At 71.5% G+C, this 20,794-nt stretch carries 13 protein-coding genes and 1 tRNA gene; 2 read left to right on the top strand and 12 right to left on the bottom strand.

Features of this window, described 5'->3' with window-relative positions; translation table 11 throughout:
- Window positions 1-12: 12 nt before the first annotated feature.
- The 8 genes from BLT99_RS04045 to BLT99_RS04010 all read right to left on the bottom strand — a co-directional run bounded on the left by BLT99_RS04045 (window position 13) and on the right by BLT99_RS04010 (window position 12,443).
- Window positions 13-5,358, bottom strand: a complete 5,346-nt coding sequence (locus tag BLT99_RS04045; RefSeq protein WP_133988551.1) for an Ig-like domain-containing protein — start codon at window positions 5,356-5,358, stop codon at window positions 13-15.
- 162 nt (window positions 5,359-5,520) lie between these two features.
- Entirely contained in the window at window positions 5,521-6,237 is a 717-nt protein-coding gene (locus BLT99_RS04040) for an FHA domain-containing protein (RefSeq protein WP_092675586.1), read from the bottom strand.
- The gene (locus BLT99_RS04035) at window positions 6,234-7,940 is read right to left on the bottom strand and encodes a serine/threonine-protein kinase (RefSeq protein WP_229724677.1); all 1,707 of its coding nucleotides are present in this window, start codon (window positions 7,938-7,940) and stop codon (window positions 6,234-6,236) included. Before BLT99_RS04035 ends, BLT99_RS04040 begins: the two co-directional genes overlap by 4 nt.
- Window positions 7,913-9,100: an FHA domain-containing protein gene (locus tag BLT99_RS04030; RefSeq protein WP_092669501.1), complete on the bottom strand. Its 1,188-nt coding sequence runs from the start codon at window positions 9,098-9,100 to the stop codon at window positions 7,913-7,915. Before BLT99_RS04030 ends, BLT99_RS04035 begins: the two co-directional genes overlap by 28 nt.
- Window positions 9,081-9,974: a PP2C family protein-serine/threonine phosphatase gene (locus BLT99_RS04025; protein WP_229724679.1), complete on the bottom strand. Its 894-nt coding sequence runs from the start codon at window positions 9,972-9,974 to the stop codon at window positions 9,081-9,083. Before BLT99_RS04025 ends, BLT99_RS04030 begins: the two co-directional genes overlap by 20 nt.
- A 109-nt stretch (window positions 9,975-10,083) precedes the next feature.
- Window positions 10,084-11,148 (bottom strand): TerC family protein, encoded by a 1,065-nt coding sequence (locus BLT99_RS04020; protein ID WP_092669500.1) that lies wholly within the window; start codon window positions 11,146-11,148, stop codon window positions 10,084-10,086.
- 239 nt (window positions 11,149-11,387) lie between these two features.
- Window positions 11,388-11,463, bottom strand: a tRNA-Glu gene (locus BLT99_RS04015).
- A gap of 77 nt (window positions 11,464-11,540) precedes the next feature.
- On the bottom strand, window positions 11,541-12,443 hold the full coding sequence (locus tag BLT99_RS04010) for a diacylglycerol/lipid kinase family protein (protein ID WP_092669499.1): 903 nt from the start codon (window positions 12,441-12,443) through the stop codon (window positions 11,541-11,543).
- A gap of 60 nt (window positions 12,444-12,503) precedes the next feature.
- Between BLT99_RS04010 and BLT99_RS04005 the strand changes: the two genes are divergently transcribed.
- Window positions 12,504-13,148, top strand: coding sequence for an MBL fold metallo-hydrolase (locus tag BLT99_RS04005; protein WP_092669498.1), 645 nt, complete (start codon window positions 12,504-12,506; stop codon window positions 13,146-13,148).
- Between the two features lie 259 nt (window positions 13,149-13,407).
- Window positions 13,408-15,048, top strand: a complete 1,641-nt coding sequence (locus BLT99_RS04000) for a YhgE/Pip domain-containing protein (protein ID WP_166670922.1) — start codon at window positions 13,408-13,410, stop codon at window positions 15,046-15,048.
- A 43-nt stretch (window positions 15,049-15,091) separates the two neighbouring features.
- Here BLT99_RS04000 and BLT99_RS03995 read toward each other — a convergent pair whose 3' ends face one another.
- The 4 genes from BLT99_RS03995 to BLT99_RS03980 form a co-directional block, all read right to left on the bottom strand.
- Window positions 15,092-15,742: a hypothetical protein gene (locus tag BLT99_RS03995; RefSeq protein WP_092669496.1), complete on the bottom strand. Its 651-nt coding sequence runs from the start codon at window positions 15,740-15,742 to the stop codon at window positions 15,092-15,094.
- Between the two features lies 1 nt (window position 15,743).
- Window positions 15,744-16,580: a hypothetical protein gene (locus BLT99_RS03990; RefSeq protein WP_133988552.1), complete on the bottom strand. Its 837-nt coding sequence runs from the start codon at window positions 16,578-16,580 to the stop codon at window positions 15,744-15,746.
- Between the two features lie 285 nt (window positions 16,581-16,865).
- Window positions 16,866-19,175, bottom strand: coding sequence for a transglycosylase domain-containing protein (locus BLT99_RS03985; protein ID WP_166670923.1), 2,310 nt, complete (start codon window positions 19,173-19,175; stop codon window positions 16,866-16,868).
- Window positions 19,176-19,358: 183 nt separating this feature from the next.
- Window positions 19,359-20,750: an MFS transporter gene (locus tag BLT99_RS03980; protein ID WP_229724722.1), complete on the bottom strand. Its 1,392-nt coding sequence runs from the start codon at window positions 20,748-20,750 to the stop codon at window positions 19,359-19,361.
- Window positions 20,751-20,794 lie beyond the last annotated feature (44 nt).

The following is a 20,794-nucleotide window of genomic DNA, read 5'->3' as shown; positions in this document are numbered from 1 at the left end:
CGGTCACGTGGATCACCACGTGTTGTACGGGATGTTGTTCCATTGCGAGCCGCTGATCGCTCCGAGGGTGCGCGAGGTGCCGCCGCTGACGTTCTCGAAGCGCACGGCGATCGTCTCGCCGGCCGGGCGCACGCCCAGGTGGTTCTGCAGCTCGAGCCGTCCGTCGGCGGCGACGTCGTAGGTGCCCTTCCAGTTGCTCCACGAGCCGTTCACGGTCACGTACACCTGGTATCGACCGGGGTCCATGTTGCTCCACGAGATGCGAACGTTCGCGCACCCGCCCCCGCCGCTGTCGCACGCCCGGCTGCCGCCCTTGCCGATCGAGCCCGAGGGCTGGGGGTTCTGCACGCCCACGTTGGCCGATTCGATGGTGCTGGTGCCGCCGCCGTTGTTGTTCACGGCGCGCACGTCGACTCGGTGCGTTCCCGCGCCGATGTTCCCGAACGAGGTCGACGTGCCGTTCACCGTCTTCCAGCCGTTGCCGTCGATGCGCGCCTCGTAGTGCACGCCGCCGCCGCCGGTGTCGCTCGGCGGGTTCCAGTCGACGTTCACGGTGGTCGGTGCGGTTCCGGCGGCGCTCGCGGTGACGTTGCGCGGTGGGCTCGGCACGCCGTACGGCGTCTCCGACGCCGACGGGCTGGACCACTCGCTCCAGCCGATCCCGTTCTGCGCGCGGACCTGGAAGTCGTAGGCCGTTCCGTTCCGGAGCCCGCCGAACTGCTGGTTCACGCCCGCATCGCCGGCGCCGAAGGACCTCGTCTGCCCGTTGTACTCGACCTCGTACGCCGAGATGGGCGAGTTGTTGTTCGCCGGCGCACTCCACCGGATCGTGATCGTGCTGTCACCGTGGTTCACGATCGTCGGCGCCGCCGGCTTGTCGGGCTCGTCCCTGACGACCACCGTGATGCGACCCTGCGTCTCGCGCGCCGGATCCCTCGTGCCGTCCTGGATCCGGTAGATCACGCTCAGCGTGCCCGTGAACGCCGCGCCCGTGCGGACCGTGACGTTCGAGTCGGTGAAGCTCACCGACGCGTTCGCGCCCACGCTCTGCTGGTCGATCTGCGCGTCGACGACCCGGAGCGGCGCATCGGGCGCGAAGGGGTTGAAGTCGTTGGCGAGCACGTCCATGGTCTGCGTGTCGGCACGCTGCATCTCGAACGGCCCGTCGTCGTTCGCCTGCGGCATCGCCCTCGTCGACGAGACGACCTTCACGTCGACGTATCCGGGAACCGTGAACTCGTTGAACACGACGTCGAACGCGATGCGCACCTCGGTGCCGGGCTGCACGCCGAGCGGCGACGACACCCGCAGGATCGAGCCCTCGACGATCTCGGCCTGCACGTCTGCCGTGGCGCCCGTGAGGTTGCGGTACTCGACGCGCTGGATGTTGTCGGGGTTCGGGTGGTCGGTCGAGGACCGCAGGTCGACGTCGAGCGGCGCCTCGCCCGCCTCTATCGTCTCGCTCCTCGGCGTGAACGTCGGCGGCGCGTCGTTGAAGTTCGGGTCGCCCACGGTGATCGGGATCGTGAGGATGGCGGTCCGGCCCACCGGGTCGTCGGCGCTCGCGCCGTCGGTCACCTCGAAGGTCACCGCCGCCGGGCCTCGGTAGTCGGCGGCGGGGACGAACTGGAGTGCCGTACCGCTCACGAACGGCGATTCGCTCGAGTTGGTGGAGGTGGCGTTGAGGATCAGCGCGGGGTTGCCGGAGGGCACCTCGACGAGGTCGTCGACGTTCCAGCTGATCCGCCCGTTCATCGGCACGATGATCTCGCCGAGCTGCTTGAGGTACGGCGCCGGGAACTTGGCCTTCTCCTCGGCCAGCAGCTCCTCGGGCGTCTTCGGACGCTGGGTCTCCTCGACGGTGTCGTCGCCGGACGGCACGGGCGGCACGATCACGAACGCCATGGCCGAGAGGTCGTCCAGCTCGTTCGTCAAGCGGTAGGCGACGGCGTACCGCTCGCGACCCGGCGTGACCTGGATGGTGCCGTCGGAACCGACCTCGGCGCGACCGGCGTTGGGACCCTCGACCGTGACGGCGAGGTCCTCGACGAGCCCGCCGGGGTTCGTCGCGTCGGAGAGCGGGTCGACCGTGATGGGCTCGCCGTCGATGACCTGCTCGGGCTCGATCACCTGGTCCTCCGCCGTCGGCGGCTCGATGACGGCATCCTCGGTGACCGCGACCTGCAGGAACGCCGTGTCGGCACCGCCGTGCCCGTTCGAGATCTCGTAGCGGATCGTGTACGCCGACTCCTGCTCCGGGGCGGTGACCACGATGCGGCGGCGATCGCGGATCTCGGCCTCGATGCCGTCGTCGACCTCGGGGAGGTCGGCCACGTGCAGCCGGTAGCCGCTCGGGTCGGAGTCGTTCAGGAGCACCTCGACCGACGCGGTGCGGCCGGGCTTCATCTCGATCGTGTCGTCGACCGCCTTGGGAGGCAGCTGCACCTCGGGGCGCGGGATGACTCCGATGCGGATGGTGCCGGTCGCCGTCGCCCCGAAGGTGTCGCGCACCTCGTAGGTGAACTCGTCGGTGCCCGCGGAGCCCGTCAGCGCCTCGTAGGTGATCGACGTGCTCGTCCGCTCGATGACGCGACCGAGTTCGGGAGCGGCGTCGATGCCCGCGAGGGTCACCGAGTCGCCGTCGGGATCGAGCTGGTCGAGCGGCACGTCGATCTTCACCGCCGAGCCCGCGAACGTGCGCGAGGTGAGCGGCGTGGGCAGGGGCGCGCGGTTCTCACCCGCGTCCTTCGCGACGACCGTGAACCGGACGGCGGCGCGAGCCGATTGTTCGTAGTCGTCGCCGACGGTGTACACGGCGCTGTAGACGCCGGGCTCCTCGGGCGCCTGGAACCGCACCGTGTCGCCGTCCACGAAGGCGAGGCCGTCGGGTGCCTCCACCTCGACGAGGTCGGGCTGCACGTGCAGCTTGGCCGCATCGGGGTGGTAGTCGTTCTCGAGCACCGGCACGGTCACGATGTCGCCCGCTCGCACGATCGCGCCGTCGTCGACGGCGACGGGCGGCTGGTGCTTCACGAGCGGCGGAACGGGCACGACCGTCACGGTCGCCGTCGACGAGTTCACGCCGTCGGAGACCGTGTACGCCACCTGGAGCTGGGTGTCGACCGCCTGGGACGCGGTGATGCGCAGCACCGTGTTCGTCAGGATCTCGACCGAGACGAGTCCCTCGGCATCGGCGTCGTCGATCGACTGCACCGCCAGCACCCGTCCCGACGGCGAGACGTCGTTGGCGAGCACCGGGACGGTGAGCGGTTCGCCGGCACGCAGGTACGCCGTGTCCTTGACCGCGATGGGCGGCGGCGATTCCGCCGGCTTCTCGACGGCCTGCACGCGGACGAGCCCCTTGCTCACCGACGCGCCGGCGCCGACGTCGTAGAGGAACACGTACTCGCCGGGCGCCTGCGCCGCGAAGGCGATCGTGCCGCGCTCGGGGTTGGGGGTGACGAGCGCGTCATCCGGGACCTCGGCGACGGCCAGCAGTTCGAGCCCGGCGCCGGAGGGAGACAGGTCGTTCGCAAGGGGCTCGATGAGCTGGGTCTCGCCGACGAAGACGCGCGCGAAATCGGGCGTGCCGATCGGATTCAGCGTGCCCGTCGGCTTCACCTCGACGGTCAGCGTGCCGGCCGCCGTCGTCTGCCCGTCGGAGACGGTGAACTGGACTTCCTTGGTGCCGAGCTCGGCCGACCGGTGCTCGAAGGTCACGTACCCGTCGGGGCTCGACCGCACAGTGTCGCCGCCGGTCGGCGAGGCGTTCACGAGGTAGAGGTCGTCGCCGTCGGGATCGTTCCAGTCGGCGAGGACGTTGTACGAGATCTTCTGGCCCTGCTCGACGCTGATCGCGCCGCTTCGCATCGAGGCCGGGGCGGCGTTCTCGCTCTGCGGGACGATCCGCACGTTCACCGCGGCCTCGGACACGCCGCCGCGACCGTCGTCGACGCCGTACCGGAACGACACGCTGCCCGCCGCGCCCTCGGCCGGCGAGAACTGGAGCGCGCGGCCGCCGTCGATCAGCTCGAGCCCACCCGAGGCGGACGACACCTCGGACGTGGAGGCGATCGTGAGCACGTCGCCGTCGGGGTCGGTGTCGTTCTCGAGCACCTCGAGCACCGTGGTGCGCCCGGGGCGCACCCCGTAGTCGTCGTCGCGCGCGACGGGCGGCCGATTGACGTCGGTCCGCTCCGCCAGCGTGTCCTCGAAGGTCTGCTGCGCCGACTTCTCGTCGCCCTCGAGTTCGTCGCTCTCCTCGGGCGGGGTGACCTCCTCCCAGTTGTCGACGAGCCGCAGATCGGAGTCGACGAGCCAGGAGTTGCCGTTGGTGAGGTCGTTCAGGACGATCACGTCGCGGTTGACACGGAACTCGAGGCGGGATCCCGCGGTCGGCTGCTCGATCGCCACGGACTCCGGCTCCTGTCCGTCGCATGCGGCGACGTACCGCTGGCCGGCGGCCCACGCGCCGTGGACGCAGGACCCGAGTCGCACGGGCGCCGCGACCTCGTCTGGGCTCTCGGCGGCGACCTCGGCGCCACTGGGAATGGTGAGGATCTCGCCGCCGCCGAGCGGCACGTCGAGCAGGTCGGTCGCGGTCGCGAGCACCACCCGGTCGCGCTCGGGTCCGGACTGCTGGAGTCGCAGCGCCGCTTCGGGCAGTTCGATCCGCCGCCCGTCGACGAGGACCGCGTTGCCCTCGACGTCGAAGACGACCGCGCGCTCGCCGACCGCGGCGATCTGGTGCCGGCCCACCTCGGCGAGCTCGCGAACCTCGGGTTCCATCGCGTCCTTCTTCAGGGCGATGAGCTCGCCGTCGCCGGGCGAGGTGGCGAAGATCGTTCCGGTCGCGCTCACCGCGACCTCGGCGTCGTCGCCGAGCTTCGCGATGGGGTCGGTGCCGCGGTAGTCGAACGAGAGCTCGGCCGCGGCGGGCACGCGCCAGAGCTCGCCCTCGGGCGAGAGCACGGCCAGGATGTCTCCGCCGTAGGCGAGCGACGACGCCGGCGGCACGTCGATACGCTGCACGAGCGTCGTGAACGACGGGTCGATCCGCTCGACCGATCCCACGCTCGGATCGAACAGGAACGCGTCCTCGCCGTCCTGGAACACGTCGATCTCGTTCGTCGCCGTGGCCACGGCCGCGTCGAGCTCCTCGATCTGCCGGTTGAGCCGGCCTGCGAGCAGTTCCTCGGCGTTGGTGACCCACACCTCGCGGGCGCGCAGGTCGGGGTCGGTGACCGGGAACCCCTGGTGGATCACGGCGATGCCGATCGGCACCCCGGCGAGCACGGCGAGGGCGGTCGCGGAGGCGACGTTCCGGCGCGAGCGCACCCAGGACCTCAACGTGACCAAGCTCGTCTCCCCCGGGTGCCGTCCGTCGGTAGGGCGTCGGATGGCGCCGCCGAGACCGGCGGGCCGGGCATCACGCTAACACGGTCGCGCGAACCCCAGAAATGGGGACTCCTGCCCATCGGAATGCATGAATCGGAGAGCGGCCTCCGCCCTCGGTTCCGGTCAGGCGGAGGTCGGCCGACCGCCGTCGGAGCCGTCGCCGTCGAGCAGCACGAGGTCGTCGGTGCTGACCAGCCGCGTCGCCACGGCGTACTCCACGAGCCGCGCACGGCGGTTGACCGCGAGCTTGCCGCGACCGCCGCGCAGGCCGTCGACGCCGATCTTGTCGAGCTTCTCGCACACGTTGTCGAGCTTGCGGTTGAACGTCGTCATGCTCCAGCCGAGGCGTGCCGCGGCCTCGGCCGAGGAGGGTACGGTCGCACGCCCGGCCGAGGGCTGCGACAGCACGTGCTCGGCGAGCGCGACGACGAGCTGTCGCTGGCTGGTCGTGAGGGTCACCGGCAGGATCGTGGTGCCGCCGTCGGCGGGCGCGGCGGTGAGCGAGGTGTTGTAGAAGTCCTCCTCGGCGTGGATGGTGAAGTCGTAGGTCGTCGCGCCCGCACTGAACATGACGTGCACGGCCTGGAACACGAGCGGCAGCTTCGCGCCGGGAGCGACCCAGGCCTGGACGCTGCCCGTGGCATCCGAGACCGTCGCCGATAGGAGCTGGCCGACGTTCGAGAGCCACCAGAGCCCGAACTCGCTCGAGAGGGTGAGGAAGGTGCGGTGCAGGTAGGGGTTGTCGTCGATCGTGAGATCGGATTCGCGGCCGATCGTGAACGTGCGATCGGCCTCGACGGTGTACCACTCGCCGCAGTACTCGACACGGAGCGGCCTCATGACGAGCACCCCGTGACCGGCTCGGACGTCTTGCTGCCCCGCTGGACCTGCACCTCGATGCACACGGTCGCGCCGCCGGCGACGCCCTCGACGACGATCTCGGGTCCGGTCGCCACGGCCGTCGCCCCGGAGCCGTCGGCGCGGTGCCATCGGTAGCGGTCGCCCTCCTCGGCGTCGGCGTGCGTGACGGCGAACACGACACTCCCATCGGCGGCGCGCACCCCGTCGGCCACCTCGGGCGCGGGCACCCGCGCCGCGATGACGGCATCCTGGGATGGCGCGTCGGTCGGAGCGGGCTCCTCGCCGCCCGGTCCGCCGAGCGCACCACCGAGCGCGACCGCGGCGCCGATCGCGACGAGCAGCGCGGCCGACGCGGCGGCGGCGATCGCGATCACGACGCCCCTGCGGCGGCCGGACGGGGCGGGCGGAGCGGGCGTCTCCGTCGTCGTCGACTCGCGGGTCATCGCGCCCGCGCCACCACGCAGCACCGTGCCATCGTCGACCACGGCGGTCGACGCGGCAGGCGCCTGGGCGTCGACCTGGCGGACGCTGCGCGCGCGCGTCACGTCGTCGCCGAGCGCCTGCACCTGCGCGGCATCCGGGGTCGGTGGCGTGACCGACGCCGGCGGTGCATCGGCGTGCACGACGCGCACCGATCGCGCCCGCGTCGCCGCCTCTCCGTCGCCGTCGGCGTCGCCGCCGGTGGGTGCCGCACCGCGCGGCTCGGCGGCCGGCGAGGCGCCCGGCAGGCTCGGCACCTCGATGCCCGTGACCGAGTATCCGAGCTCGAGCTCGATGCGCTGCAGGGCGCGTCCGAACTCGACCGCGCTCTGGTAGCGATCCTCGCGCCGCACGGCCATTCCGGTCGCGAGGACCGTCTCGAGGCTCGCCGGCACGTCGTCGCGACCGACGGGCGTGATGCGGCCGCGCTCGATCCGTCCGATCAGGTCGAGCGGCCCGTTGGAGCGGCCCGGGATCTCGAACGGCGTGCGCCCCGCGAGGAGCGTGTGCACGGTCGCCGCCAGCGCGAAGACGTCGCTGCGCGTATCGGGTCGCGGGTCGTCCTCGAACAGCTCGGGAGGCGACCACGGCACGCTCATGCCGACCGCGGCTCGGTCGGAGCCCGTGCCGGAGCCCGTCGCGGCAGGGTCGGCCAGGAACGACACGGTGTGCACCGGCAGGTCGCCCTCGAGGTCGGACGAGATGCCGAAGTCGCTCAGCGCCGGCCAGCCGTAGTCGTTGGTGAGCACGTTCGCGGGCTTGATGTCGCGGTGCAGGATGCCGGCGGCGTGGGCGGTGGCCACGGCGCCGCAGAGGCGGATGCCGGTGCGCAGCGCATCCTCGACGCTGAGCGGCTGCCGCTTGTACCGTTCGGAGAGGCTCGGGCCCGAGCAGTACTCCATGACGAAGTACGGTCGACCGTCGGCGGACACGTCGGCATGGAAGATCGTGACGATGAACGGGTGCGCCGAGAGGCGCGCCATCAGGTTGGCCTCGGCGACGAACTGCGCCCGCGTGCTCGCGTCGATGTCGTCGGCCAGGAGCACCTTCACGGCGACCTTGCGTCGCGGCAGTCGCTGCTCGTAGAGGAAGACGTCGGCGAAGCCGCCGGACCCGAGCAGGCCGAGCGGCGTGTAGCCGGGCAGGTCGGGCGGCGATGACGGCGTGCGGCGCATCAGCGCACCACCACCTGGATGGTCCATCCCCCGCCGAGGTCGATGACCGTGTCGGGCAGCACCGGGGTCGACTCCGCCGGACGGAGGCGCAGGGGTGCCTGACCGGGCGCGACGATGTGCGTGCCGTTGCGGGACTCGAGGTCGGTGACGACGGCCGTGCCGCCCTCGACGGCGACGCGCAGGTGGGTGCGCGAGATGTCGGGATCGCCGGCGCCGATCACGACCGGACGGGGCATCCGCGACCCGGTCACCCGGCCGATGACGGGCGCGCGTCCGAGCACGAGCTCGCCGACGATGGGCTCGATGGACCCGTCGGGCAGCCTGAGTGCGAGCGCGGCCGCGGCGTCGGGCGCGTCGGACGCACGTGCGGCGGGGTCATCGCGGCGGCGTTCCTCGCGGAGGCGACGGATGTCGGCGCTGGCGACCGTGAGCCCGTCGTGGTCGCCGAGCGCGGTCGGTGCGACGATGGCCGACGACGGAGACGAGATCGCCGGCGGCGCGGCGGAGGCGTCCACGGCGATTCCCGGGGGCGGCACGATCACCGTCGTCGGCACGGCGGACTCGGCGGGGGCGGGGCCGCGCGGGATGCGCGGTCGCTCGGTGCGCGAGAACCCCACGACCGTGTCCTCGGGCACCATGGTGCGCTCGTCGGGCCGTTCGGCTTCGACGGGCGCCGTGACCGGCGCGACCGGTTCGCCGGCCTCCGCCGACCCGACCAGGGCCGGGTCGGTCGGTGCCGGCGACGCAGATACCGACCAGTCGATCGCGGCGGCGGCCACGATCCCGGAAACGAGGGGAAGGCGCGCCGCCGCGGAGGCCTCGCGCGCCGTGTCGCCGACCCCGTCGGCCGACACGTGCACGCGAGACGCGTCGCCGACGCGCTCCTGCCATGTGGACACCTGCGCGCCGGACACGTCGACCTCGCCGAGTCGCACGGTGAGCGGACCGCGTACCACGGCACGCGCGGAACCGTCGGCGCGCTCGCGGACGACGAGCGCGAAGCTCGGCGTGGCGGTCACGCCGCCACCCGCCAGTCGGTCGATCACGCGAGCCGCGGCATCCGGGGCGTCGAGGCCCGCCCACAGGGCCACGACATCGTCGCGGCGCTCGGCCGGCAGCATCAGCAGCGCATCACCGCGAACGGCGACGAGCCAGCGCCCCCGGTCGTCAGGCAGGTACTCCGCCACCCTGGTCCCCCGTTCCCCTCGGCCTGGTCTGCTCGACCTCGGCGGGCAGCGCCGCGTCGCGATCGCGCGTCGCGCCGCCGTCGTCGGACTCGCCGCCGAGATCGGACTCGACGACCACGGCCGTCACGTTGTCGCGCGCCCCCGCCGCGAGGGCGACCTCGATGAGCTCGCCCGCGAGACCCGCGGCGTGCATCGCGTGACCCGCGAGGATCTGCGCGATGCGCTCGTCGCCCACCTCCTTCGAGAGTCCGTCGGAGCAGATCAGGAACACCTGGCGCCCGGCCGCGGGGATGAGCCACACGTCGGGCTCGACGACGTCGTCGGCGCCGATCGCGCGCGTGATGACGTTGCGGTCGGGATGACGCTCGGCGTCATCGCTGCTGATCAGGCCGGCGTCGACGAGCTCCTGCACCGCCGAATGATCGACCGTGACCTGATCGAGCCTCCGGCCGTCCCACGCGTAGACGCGCGAGTCGCCGACGTTGAAGACCATCCAGTGCAGACCGCGACCCTCACCGGCGTCGACCAGCACCACCCCGGCCACCGTGGTGCCGGCGACCGCCGTTCCCTCGTCGCCGTCGGCCGAGAGCGCCCGGACCACCTCGTTGGAGCTGTGGATGGCATCGAGTACCTGCTCGGGCGTCGACGGCCGTCCGGTGTCGAGGTGACGCGTGAACGTGTCGACCACGGCCCGACTCGCCGCATCGCCACGAGCATGGCCGCCCATGCCGTCGGCGACCACGTAGACCGGAGCGTGCGCGAGCAGCGCATCCTCGTTCACCGAGCGGACGTTGCCCACGTGCGTGCGGGCGCTGTGCGCGATGCGCGCCGAACCGCTCGGGATGGGGACGACACCGCTGCCATCAGACGTCACGAGATCGGATCCTCTCTGAAGGGTTCGGGCCGTCGCCGAGGGCGCAGTCGCTCAACGCTAGCAAGCGCCGGGCGCCTGCCGCGCATCGCGACCGCGTCTGTGGAGAGGCTCAGCGCGGAGCGGAGGTCTCGTCGCTCGCGCGCTCGGCGCGGTCGCCCTCCTCGGTGAAGTGCGGGATCTCCTCGCCGAGCGTGTGGCCGCGGCGGCGTGCGTCGAGGTTCGCCTTGACGAGGCTCGCGACGGTCGCCACGGCCATGGCACCGATGATGACGGCGAGCGAGGTCCACGTGGAGATGTCGGGCGCCCACTCGATGTGCTCGCCGCCGTTGATGAACGCCAGCTCGTTCTCGTGCATCGCGTGGAGCACGAGCTTCACGCCGATGAACGCGAGGATGAACGCGATGCCGTACTTGAGGTACTCGAGGCGCTCCAGCAGGCCGCCGAGGAGGAAGTACAGCTGCCGCAGGCCCATCAGGGCGAACACGTTCGCCGTGAAGACGATGAACGGGCTCTGCGTGATGCCGAAGATCGCCGGGATGGAGTCGAGCGCGAAGATCAGGTCGGTCGTGCCGATGGCGACGAACACGATCAGCATGGGCGTGAAGAACCGCTTGCCGTTGATCACGGTGCGGAGCTTGATGCCGTCGTAGTCGTTCGTGATCGGCAGCCGACGGCGCAGCACGCGGATGAGGGCCGAGTCCTTGCCGTCGTCCTCGTGGTCGCCGAAGGCCTGGTTGAACGCCGTCCAGAGCAGGAACGCGCCGAAGATGTAGAAGATCCAGCTGAAGTTCGCGATGAGCTGCGCCCCCAGCAGGATGAAGATGCCGCGCAGGACGAGGGCGAGGATGATGCCCACCATGAGCACCTCCTGCTGGTACTTCCTCGGCACCGCGAACCTGGCCATGATGATGACGAACACGAACAGGTTGTCGATCGACAGGCTGTACTCGGTGAGCCATCCGGCCAGGAACTGCGCCCCGTGCTCGGCGTCGCCGATCACGAACATCAGCCCGGCGAAGATGAGCGCGAGCACGATGTAGAAGACGACCCAGAGCGTCGACTCGCGGAACGACGGCACGTGCGGCCGCTTGATCACGAGCAGCAGGTCGGCGACGAGGATGAGGGTCAGCACGATGAGCGAGCCGACTTCGAACCAGAGGGGAAGCTGGGTCACGAGGCGCCTTTCGAAGGGTGAGCAGGGACGGTGGAGCCCGAAAGTCTCTCCCGGCTGCACCCGTGGTGCGCCGCCGCGACCGGAGCGGCATCGGCGGCGCTCGTACTGACGATCGTGGCCCGGGGCGCGAACCCCGGCGGGATACTCCCCTTCGCTCGGACGAGTCTAGCGGTCGATCGGCGACGCGCCGAACATGACGAAACGCCCCCGGCATGACTGCCGAGGGCGTTTCGGTGTGTTGGTGACCCCAGCGGGATTTGAACCCGCGCTACCGCCGTGAGAGGGCGGCGTCCTAGGCCGCTAAACGATGGGGCCTCGTCGCAACGTGTTCGAGTATGTCATACGGGTTGCGCGCATTCCAAATCGAGCGGCTGGCCCGTCGATCGGGCGGGTCAGGCGAACACCGACAACGCGCCGGGCACGACCTCGACCTCGATCGGCAATGCCCCGATCCGCTCGCCGTCGGCGTACGCGACGATGCCGTCGGCCTCGAGCCGCACCCGGCGGGCCCGGACGAACTCGACGGCCGGATGGTCGACGTGCTCGCCCGCGAACACGCGCGGGAACACCGAGATCAGCCCGAGGCGCGAGAGCGGATGCACGATGAAGACGTCGAGCAGCCCGTCGGAGAGGTCGGCGTGCGGCACGATGCGCATGCCCCCGCCCAGCGAGGGCGTGTTGGCGATGGACACGAGCATCGCGGACTGCGCGCGGTGGGCCCCGTCGAGCGTCATGACGTACCTGCGGGGGCGGAACGTCGCGAGTTCGCGGACCAGCGCGAGCGTGTACCGGCTCGGACCGCGCGGTCGCACCATCCGGTTGGCCCGTTCGTTGACCACCGCGTCGAAGCCCGCCGACAGGACGCACGCGAACCACGTGCGAAGCTCGCCGTGATGCACCAACCCGAGGTCGATGGTCTGCGGCGGCCGCTTCAACGCCTCGACCAGCGCGTCGATGCCCGCCTCGGGCTGCTCGTGCGGCAGGCCGAGCGCCCGTGCGAAGTCGTTGCCGGTGCCGGCTCCGACGACGCCGAGCGGCACGCCCGTGCGCGCGAGGATGTTGACGCCCATGGAGACCATGCCGTCCCCGCCGACCACGACGAGCCCGTCGGTGCCCTGCTCGAACGCCGACTGCGTCTCGCGGCGCAGCAGTTCGAAGTTCTCCTCGCGGAGCAGGGCGACCTCGTACCCCTCGTCGGCCAGGCGCTCGGCCACCGCCGGCCCGACCCAGCGGTTGCGCCCGAACGAGGCGTACGGGTTCACCGCGATGAGGAGTCGGCGGGGGCCACGCGTCATGCTGCGATTGTGGCAGGCAACCCCGTTGCGCGTGCTCCGGACACGGTGTTGGCTCTGACCATGCGCGTCACCAAGCTCGAGCATGCCGCCCTCGTCGTCGAGCACTCCGGCAACCGGCTGTTCATCGACCCGGGCAAGTTCACGACTCCGATCACCGAAGCCTCCGGCGCGCTCGCGGTCGTGGTCACCCACCAGCACGACGACCACTGGACGCCCGAGCAGCTCGGCCGCATCCGCGACCGCAATCCCGAGGTGCGGGTGTTCGGCCCGGCCGGGATGGCCGACGCGGCCGCCGAGGCCGGTGTCGAGGTCGAGCGCGTCGCACCCGGAGACGAGTTCGAGGTCGGCCCGTTTCGGATGCGGTTCTTCGGCGGCCGGCACGCGATCATCCACTCGTCGATCCCCGTCATCGACAACGTCGGCGTCCTCGTCAACGACGCGCTCTACTACGCGGGCGACTCGTTCGCGGTCCCGCACGACGTCCAAGTGGAAGCGCTGGCCGCCCCGGCGGGCGCACCCTGGATGAAGATCGCCGAGGCGATGGACTACATCATGGCGGTCGCGCCGCGGCGGGCCTTCCCCACCCACGAGATGGTGCTCTCCCGCGCGGGAAAGGACCTCTCGAACGCCCGGCTCAAGTGGGCGACCGAGCAGCACGGCGGCGAGTACCTCGCGCTCGAGCCGGGCGACTCGTTCGACCTGTAGCGGTCCCACAACGGCCGGCCGCCGACCCTGACCGGCCCTTGGCGGATTCCGCCCAACTTTCCGGCGTTGCGTTGACGAGTCCACAACGCCTCTGCCAGATTCGTGCCACTTTCGCGCGCATCGGGGCGCCGGGGGCCGGATGTCGCGGCCGCAGGCCTCCGCGTTGCGTCACGAGTGGCGGCGCGCCCGCACCACCGCGCCGTCGTCCTGCACCCCCCGACCCGGGCCGCTTCGTCGTGCCCGGACCACAGGAGCCTCAATGACGAGAATCGACCACGCGCCGCACCGGCACGGCGTGGGCGTGCGGATCGCGGCGATCGCCGTGACGATCGCGCTCATCGCCCTGGCGGCGTTCTTCCTGCTCACCACCAACACAATCTCGGCAGGGGCGAAGAGCCTCTCCGACGGCGCCGGACAGGCCGACGCCGGATCCTCCGAACTGGCCGACGGCGCCGAACGGCTCGCCGCGGGCGCCGGCGAGGTGAGCGACGGCGCCGAGACGGCGGCCGCAGGCGCCGACAAGGTCGCCGACGGGGCCGAGAGCGCCGCAGCCGGCGCCGCGAAGGTCGAGGCGGGCGCCGCGAAGGCCGCCGCGGGCGCCGTCGAGTTGTCGGACGGTGCCGCACGCAGCGCCTCGGGTGCGAACGACCTCTCGGCGGGCGCGGAGCGTGCCGCGAGCGGCTCGAACCTGCTGTCCGATGGAATCACCCGGGCGAACGACGGCGCGGCACGCCTCGCGGACGGCGCCGGCCGCACCTCGTCGGGCGCCGGCGCGCTCGCCGGCGGCGCGGCGAGCGCGAGCGCGGCCGCCGGCACCATCGCCGGCGGCGCGGCCTCACTCGACGCGGGCGTCCGCGCACTGGCGGACGGTGCGGGCAAGCTCGATGCGGGCGCGGGTGCCCTGGCCACGGGGCTCCAGCAGGCCGACGCGGGTGCGGCGGCACTCGCCCAGGGCTCCGTCACCCTCGCGGCCGGAGCGGCATCCGTCCGCGACGGCGCGTCAGGTGTCGCTGCGGGCAGCGCTGATCTCTCCGCCGCGCTGACGGCATTCCACGCCGCGCTCGTCGATGCGGGGGCCGATGCGGCGCTCGTCGCGCAGGCGGCCGCGCTCCGCGACTCGGCCGCGGGGCTGTCGGGGGCCGCGGGCGCGGTCTCGGCCGGCTCCAAGTCGGTCGCCGCGGGCGCCGAGTCCACGCGTGCCGGCCTCGACACGCTCGCCGCGGGCGTCCACTCGGCGCACGGAGGCGCGGTGGCGCTGCGGTCCGGCGCGACGACGCTGTCGGATGGCGCGGACGCCGCCGCCGCCGGATCGAGCCGGCTCGCCGCCGGCACCGCCGAGCTCTCGGCGGGCACCCGCAAGGTCGCCGACGGCGCGTCCGCGGTGGCCGCGGGTGCGGCCCAGGTCAGCAGCGGCGCGGCGAACCTGCGCGGCGGCACCGCGACGCTCGACGTGAAGGTGGACGAACTGGTCGCCGGCACGGAGAAGCTCGCGAGCGGCTCCGCGGAGCTGGCCGCGGGAGCGCAGCGCCTCTCGACCGGCGCGAGCGAGCTCGCCACGGGCACGGGTGCGCTCTCGACGGGCGCACGGGGCCTCTCCGACGGCTTGGACGAACTCGCCTCCGGCTCGTCGGAGCTGGCGGTCGGCACGCAGACCCTCGCCGACGGGAGCATCGTCCTCGCCACGGGCGCGACCGACCTCTCCGATGGCGCGGCGCAGCTCAGCGACGGCAACGGACAGCTCGCGGCGGGCTCGGCACAGCTCGCGGCGGGGACGCAGGGCGTCTCCCCCGGCGCACTCCTGCCGTGGATGCTCGTCTTCGGGGCGCTCGTGTTCGCAGCGCTCGCCGCGTGGGCGGTGCACCGGGTCCGTCACAGCCGGCTCGCGGTGACATCCGCCTGACCATCGGCTCCGCGGCCATGATCGGCCGCAGGAGGGCGCCCGCTCAGTCGAGCGAGGCGTCCTCCTCGCCGTCGGTGCCGTCGGTGCCGTCGGTGCCGTCGGTGCCGTCCGTACCGTCGGTGCCATCCGTTCCATCCGTGCCGTCGGGATCCGGATCCGGATCGGGCGACTCGTCCACGACCTCGATCGCGACCGTCATGTCGGCTGCCGGGCCGCCCACGGGCTTCACCCTGAGGACGGTCTGGAACACGCCGACCCCGCCGGCGGTGAAGGCCAAGGTGATGGCACAGGCCTCCTCCGTCGAGACGATCGCGCCGCTGCATCCGTCGCTGTCGATCGAGAACTCCTGCTCCGGACCGATGGCGATCGACTCGATCGTCACGGGGTCGCTGCCGTCGGGGTTCACGTCGAAGTGCGCGAAGTAGGGCATGCCGTCGGGGAACTCGACCCTCGGACGGGACGCCCCGCCGGTCTCGACCCAGGTCAGGCGCACCTCGTTGGTCTCGACCGGAAGCGGCTCGGGCTCCGGTTCGGGTTCGGGAGCCGGGTTCGGGTCCGGGTCAGGTGCCGGAGTCGGCTCGCCGGACCGTTCGGCACCGGGCTGCGCGAGCGGGTCGGCCGTCGCGCACCCGCCGAGGAGCGCGACCATCAGTGCAACGGCGGCCGCACTCGCCTTACGTGGGATGTCGTTCATGTCATCCACCTCCAGCCGTGAATTCGAGTCGGATGTCCGCCTCATCGCGCAGCACGATCACGGGACCGTCCCCGCTGCGCCATCCGTCGGGCAGCAGGAAGTACGAGCCATCCGACTTCAGCAGCAGGCGCAGTCCCTCGTACCGGACCGCATAGCGCCCGCCGTCCTCGACGGGCTCGGATTCCACGGGCGCGCTGAGCCCGAGCGGTGCGGCGCTGTACACCACGACCGATGGAAGACGTTCGAGCTGCTGCTCCACATCGCGCCCGCGCCCGCGCCCGAGGGCGTCGGCGTAGAGGGTCGACGCCCAGAACAGGCTCGCGACGACGATCGTCGCGGTGAGGATCACGCCGCTGCGGCCCCAGAGCCGCGCGAGCCGAAGGTTCGGATCGGACGCGGTCCGCCGCAACACCGACGCGGCCGTGCCCGCGAGCGTCGCGCTGACCCCGAGGAGGAGGGGCGCCGCGAGGTAGTGCGTGCCTGGTGCGAATCCGACGAACATGGCGCGCAGCGCCACGATCAGCCCGAACAGCGAGACCGCGAACACGATGATGGCGCCGATGCGGACCGGGGACCGCATCGCGGGGCGGTCGAGCAGCACATTGACGCCGGCGAGCAGGCTCACCCACAGCAGCCCGGCGAGGCAGATGAGGATCACCGGCACGATGACCGCGTCGGCGCTGCGCAGGATGTAGTCAGTCGGTGTGAAGCCGAACACGCTGGCATCGACGCCGAGGTACCGGCTGCGCGCGTTCGTCAGCGTCCAGCCGAACCAGAACGCCAGCGCGGTGAGCACCGTCGTGAACGGCAGCAGCACGCCGAGCCATTCGATGACCACCTTGGACGTCGAGGCGGGTGGCGGAGACGGCGGCGGCGCGTCAGTCGGAGGTGCTTCGTCCGGGGCGTTCGTCGTGGTGGCCGGAGGCGCACCGGGTCCCGTGTCCTCGTGGGATTCGGGGACGCGGACGTCGACCTCGTTCCGACCGTCCATCGCGATGCTCCGGATGCCACGTGCCGGACCGGGTCCGGCGCCGTGTGGGATCCAGCGTGGCACGCGCGGGCCATCGCGTCATCAGGGATGCCACGGAATCCCGCCGATCACGAGGCGTCGGAGGCGCGTCGCTCAGTCGTTGCCGCGGCCGTTCCCGTTGCCGTTGCCGTTGCCGTTGTTGCCTGGTCCGTCGCCGCCGCCACCGTCGCCGCCGCCGCCGTCGCCGCCGCCATCGCCGCCGTCATCCCCGGACCCGTCGGGTGAGGACCCCGGTCCGGTCACCGGACCCATGCCGGCCTGGGTGAAGGGATCGCCGCCGTACTTCGCCGCGGCCACGGACATGACCTCGGGCCACATGCGGTGGCGCGCGGTCGCCGCACTGCCGGTGTCGAACGAGATCCCACGCTGGTTGGCGTCGCCGTTCACGCTGAGGACGGCGACCGCCGTGGCGACCTTCGAGCTCGCGCCGACCATCCAGGTGTCCTTCGCCCCGTCGGTGGTGCCCGTCTTGCCGATGAGCGGCACGGATGGCACGGTGGCGTTGTTCGAGGCCTGCGCCGTGCCGCTCGTCATCACCGCACCGAGCGCGGTGTGCATCGCCGCCGCCACCTCGGGCGTCACCGACTGCGTGCACGTCGTCTTGGGCACCGGGATCTCGTTGCCGTCACGACCGACGATCCGATCGATGGCGATCGGGGTGCAGGTCTTGCCGTTGTTCGAGATGCCGGCGAAGGCCACGGCCATGCTGAGCGGTGCCACCTCGTTCGTCCCGATCACCGAAGAGGGCCCCTGCACGAGCGGGTCCCCGTCGGCGCGGTGCACGCCGAAGGCCTCGGCACGCTTGCGGATGTTGCAGAGGTCGAGCTCCTTCGCCATCCCGATGAAGCCCGTGTTGATCGAGCCGATGGTCGATTCCATCGCGCTGTAGTTGCCGCCGGATTCGTTCGCGTCGTTGCGCGGATTCCAGTCTCCTGCGAAGTGCGGACCGAGGCAGCTGTCCTGGAACGTGCCCCAGTTGCTCTTCGGCGCCGAGTCCACTCGTTCACCGAGGCCGTGCCCGGAGCTCAGCCATTCGGCGAGCGTGAAGACCTTGTACGAGGATCCGGGTTGGAAGCCGCGCGATCCGCCGTAGGCGAAGTCGGTGTTGTAGTTGATGCTCGTGAACTGCGGTCCCTTGGCGAGCACGGCGGGATCCTGGCTGTAGACGCGGTTCTCGGCCATCGCGAGCACGCGACCCGTGCCCACCTGCACGCTCGAGATGACGCCGCCGACGTCCCATCCGGGATACGTCGCCGGCACATGCGTGCCGATCGCACGGACCGCGGCCTGCTGGAGGTCGAGGTCGAGCGTCGTGTAGACGTCGTAGCCGCCGCGCCGGAAGTTGAGCATCCGGGTCTCCTGGTCCTCGCCGAACGTCGGATCGTTCTGGAGGATGTTCTTGACGTAGTCGCAGAAGTACGCGCTGCCGCCGGCGGTCTGGCATCCCGTGCTCGGCTCGTGGATGCTCGGCTCGACCGGCGTGGCCACTGCGGCGTCGTACTCGGCCTGGGTGATCTTCTGCTCCTCGAGCATGCTGCGCAGGATGTAGTTGCGGCGCCCGGTGTTCTCGGCGTATCCGTTCGCCGCGCCGTTGGTCTCGCTGTCCGGCTGGTCGAGCCGGAACTTCCCGGGATTGTTGACGATCGCGAGCAGCGACGCCGCCTGCGGCAGGCTCACGCTCGCCGCGGACATGCCGTAGTAGTAGTTCGCGGCGGCCTCGATGCCGTAGACGGTGCCGCCGAATCCGGCGATGTTGAGGTAGCCGAGCAGGATCTCGCTCTTGGTGTACCGCTTCTCGATGCCGATCGCGAGCCGCATCTCCTTGAGCTTGCGGTCGATCGTGGTCTCGGTGACCGCGTCGTAGCAGCCGTCGGCCTCCTCGGGCGAGGCCGCATTGCGCTCGCATTCCTGAACGCGCACGTTCTTGACGTACTGCTGGGCGATCGACGAACCGCCCTGCGTCTCGCGGCCGGTCGCGGTGGTGGCGGCGGCGCGCATGGTGCCCTGCAGGTCGACACCGCTGTGCTCGTAGAACCGCGGGTCCTCACCGGCGATCGCGGCGTCCTTCACGTACTGGTTGATCTGGTCCCAGCCCACCTCGACGCGGTTCTGGTCGTAGAACGACGCGAGCAGCACGGCCTTGCCGTCGGACTGGGTGGCGTAGATGTTGCTCTTCTCGGAGAGCTCGCCGATCTCGAGGTAGCTCGGCAGGTTCTCGAACATCGAGATGGTGCTGGATGTCGCGACCCCGACCGCCGCGATGGCCGGCGTCACCGCCGCCGTGAGGAGCAGGGCCGCTGCAGCGCTCGCCGCCACCAGTCCGACGAAGCCGCCGACGACGCCGACCGGCGTCCGCGTCTCCTGGAAGTCGCGGTTGCGCATGTTGCGGAACCCGGGCTCCATCGACCACCTCCGAGTTCCCGCACCGGTCGCCCCGGCACCTGTTCGGGGGCCGTTCCGACCCCCGAGAACCATGGAACCTCAGCCGGCGGGAGTTGTCCAGCCGGGGCGTCGGCACGCCGGAACGCGAGGAGCGAACCACGCGGCCCCCGCACTCCTCCGGGCGTTCCGCAGGGCGGATCCCCGTCAGCCCGCGGCGGCGGTCGGCTCGTGTTCCGCCGGGCGGTGCTCGATGTCGTCGACGTGCGCGCGGGGCATCGCGACGGCGCCCGCGATCGTCGCGACCGCCGCGATCGCCACGCCGATGAACACCGCGGCCGACGCGCCCTGGATCGCCGCGGCGGAGTGCGCGCCGAGCCCCGAGGCGTCGATCATCGCGTTGGCGACGGCACCGAAGATCGCGACTCCGACGGCGCTGCCCATCGAGCGCAGGAACATGTTCGCGCCGGTGACGACGCCCCGCTCGGACCACGGGACCGACGACTGGGCGGCGATGAGCGTCGGCGATGCCACGAGCCCGAGGCCCAGGCCGACGACGAAGCACGCGATCGCCGTCGTCACCGGGTTCGGCACGAACGTGGCTGCGATGAGCCCGACGGTGCCGAGCACGGCGATGCCGAGGCCGAGGAACGCGGTGTTGCGGAAGCCGATGCGTAGGAAGAGGCGACCCGACTGCGACGCGGAGATCGGCCAGCCGAGCGTGAGGGCCGCGACCGAGAGTCCGGAGATGAGCGGCGTCGCGCCCGCCGACACCTCGAGGAACGTCGGCACGTACGAGGTCAGGCCGACGAGCACCGCGCCGACGCCGAACGACATCAGCGAGGTCGTGACGATGAGCCGTCGCGAGAACACCCAGAGCGGCAGCACCGGCTCGGCTGCGCGCCGCTCGATGAGCACGAACGCCACGAGGAGCAGCGCCGCGACGGCGAACGCGCCGATCGACTGCCACGAGCTCCACGCCCAGGCCTGCCCACCCTCGAGGACGGCGAGGATGAGCAGCGTGAGCCCGGCGGTGAGCACGACCGCTCCGGCGATGTCGATGCGATGCTTCTTGCGCTCCACGGTCTCGTGGTAGTTCCGGATGAGCATCCATGCCGCGAGGATGCTCAGCGGGATGTTGACGAAGAAGATCCAGCGCCACGAGAGGAACTCGGCGAAAACGCCGCCGAGCGAGGGCCCGATGACGGATGACGCGGCCCAGACGCTCGCGATGTAGCCCTGCACCCGGGCGCGCTCGCGCACCGTGTAGATGTCGCCGGTGATCGTGATCGACACCGGAAGCACGGCTCCGGCGCCGAGACCCTGGATCGCACGGAAGACGATGAGCGACGTCATGTCCCATGCGAAGCCGGCGAGGATCGAACCGAGGAGGAAGGTGCCGGCGCCGACGAGGATGATCGGCTTGCGACCGACGGTGTCGGCGAGCTTGGCGTAGACCGGCACCGAGACGGCCTGGGCGAGCAGGTAGATCGAGAACAGCCACGGGAACTGCGCGAAGCCGCCGATGTCGGCCACGATCGACGGCACGGCCGTCGCGAGGATCGTCGCCTCGATCGCCACCAGCCCGGTGCACAGCATCAGCGCGATCAGCACAGGTCCACGTTCGGAGCGGAATCCCACGG

It is taken from the genome of Agromyces flavus (genome assembly GCF_900104685.1).
GTDB classification, from domain to species: domain Bacteria; phylum Actinomycetota; class Actinomycetes; order Actinomycetales; family Microbacteriaceae; genus Agromyces; species Agromyces flavus.
Note: the sequence above shows the minus strand (reverse complement) of the source record. Positions and strands in the feature narration are given on the sequence as shown.

What these genes read in the sequence shown, in the direction of transcription:
- BLT99_RS04000 (WP_166670922.1), top strand. Translation starts at nt 13,408, where the DNA reads ATGACGAGAATCGACCACGCGCCGCACCGGCACGGCGTGGGCGTGCGG.
- BLT99_RS04040 (WP_092675586.1), bottom strand. Translation starts at nt 6,237, where the DNA reads ATGAGGCCGCTCCGTGTCGAGTACTGCGGCGAGTGGTACACCGTCGAG.
- BLT99_RS04035 (WP_229724677.1), bottom strand. Translation starts at nt 7,940, where the DNA reads ATGGACCATCCAGGTGGTGGTGCGCTGATGCGCCGCACGCCGTCATCG.
- BLT99_RS04005 (WP_092669498.1), top strand. Translation starts at nt 12,504, where the DNA reads ATGCGCGTCACCAAGCTCGAGCATGCCGCCCTCGTCGTCGAGCACTCC.
- BLT99_RS03980 (WP_229724722.1), bottom strand. Translation starts at nt 20,750, where the DNA reads ATGCTGTGCACCGGGCTGGTGGCGATCGAGGCGACGATCCTCGCGACG.
- BLT99_RS03995 (WP_092669496.1), bottom strand. Translation starts at nt 15,742, where the DNA reads ATGAACGACATCCCACGTAAGGCGAGTGCGGCCGCCGTTGCACTGATG.
- BLT99_RS03985 (WP_166670923.1), bottom strand. Translation starts at nt 19,175, where the DNA reads ATGGAGCCCGGGTTCCGCAACATGCGCAACCGCGACTTCCAGGAGACG.
- BLT99_RS04010 (WP_092669499.1), bottom strand. Translation starts at nt 12,443, where the DNA reads ATGACGCGTGGCCCCCGCCGACTCCTCATCGCGGTGAACCCGTACGCC.